This window comes from Desulfovibrio sp. 1188_IL3213, assembly GCF_036763145.1.
Taxonomy (GTDB): Bacteria; Desulfobacterota; Desulfovibrionia; order Desulfovibrionales; family Desulfovibrionaceae; genus Desulfovibrio.
In genome coordinates this window covers 1-1,230 of the sequence record NZ_JBAIYR010000565.1, presented here as the reverse complement: position 1 = coordinate 1,230, position 1,230 = coordinate 1, and the positions used below count along the sequence as shown (strand labels likewise).

The 1,230-nt window shown below is 62.2% G+C and carries 1 protein-coding gene; it reads right to left on the bottom strand.

The window, feature by feature from the left end:
• Positions 1-1,036, bottom strand: a 1,036-nt coding sequence (dinB, locus tag V6C16_RS13615) for a DNA polymerase IV (RefSeq protein WP_333543483.1), incomplete at its 3' end; no start/stop codon positions are given.
• Positions 1,037-1,230 lie beyond the last annotated feature (194 nt).

Below are 1,230 nucleotides of genomic sequence, written 5' to 3'. Positions count from 1 at the left end.
GAAAAAGCTGGCCGGGGGGCGCATCAAAGCCGGACACGCCAAGGCCGATAAGGCGCACGGGCTGCGGCAGGGGCAAATCTGCCAGCAGGCGGCAGCCTGTTTCAAAAATGGTTTCCGTGGCATTGACGGGTTCTTCCAGCGTGCGGGAGCGCGTGATCTGCTTGAAGTCGCAAAATTTTACCTTCAGGGTAATGGTGCGCCCCCGGTAGCCGTGCCGCCGCAATGAACTGCCCACGCGCTCGGCGTGGGCCATGAGCATGCGCTGTAAAAAATCCCTGTCCCGCGTGTCTTCGGCAAAGGTACATTCCGCGCTTTCGCTCTTGGCCTCGCGTTCTGTCTCCACCTTGCGGCTGTCGCGCCCTTGGGCGCGTTCGTAGAGGGCAAGGCCCCACTTGCCGAAACGGCGCTCCATAAAGTCCGGGCTGAAGCGGCGCAACTGGGCCACGGTTCTGACGCCGAGGTCCTGAAGGCTCTGCACCGTGCGTTTGCCGACTCCGGGTATCTTGCCCACAGGCAGGGCGCACAGAAAGGCGTCCATTTCTTCCTGCCGTAAAATGAATACGCCGTCGGGCTTGTTCACGTCCGAGCATATCTTGGCAAGAAATTTGACCGGAGCCACGCCCACGGAACAGGTCAGCCCTCCGGTCACATCCTCAATGCGGGCTTTAATGGCCGCCACCAGCGCTTCCAGCGGTCCGAAAAGCCGTTCAAGGCCCGTGGCGTCCATATACGCCTCGTCCACGCTGGCCGGTTCCACCAGAGGCGAAAAGTCTTTCAGGGCAGACATGATGGCGTGGGAAAGCTCGGTATAACGCTGGTAGCGCCCGCGCACAATGACGGCCTGCGGACACAGGCGGCGCGCCACGACCATAGGCATGGCCGAGTGTACGCCGAAGGTGCGGGCCTCGTAAGAACAGGTGGAAACCACCCCCCTGTCGCTGCTGCCGCCCACAATAACCGGGCGGCCCCGCAGGTCGGGGTTGTCCATTTGCTCCACAGAGGCAAAAAAAGCGTCCATATCGATATGAATGATCATGGCGGGCGGCCCAACGGGCTGGTCAAAGGGTGTGGGTTGTTTTACCCCACAGGCCCGCTTCCGGCAAGGGCGGAACACCGGGCCAGGAGAAAGTGCCGGCCAGGAGAGAACGCTGCAGCGCGTCATGCTCCCGATTGTCTTGGTTTGCTCTATTGCGGGGCGCACTGCCGCCGGGGCATGCTTACCGGGCGCAG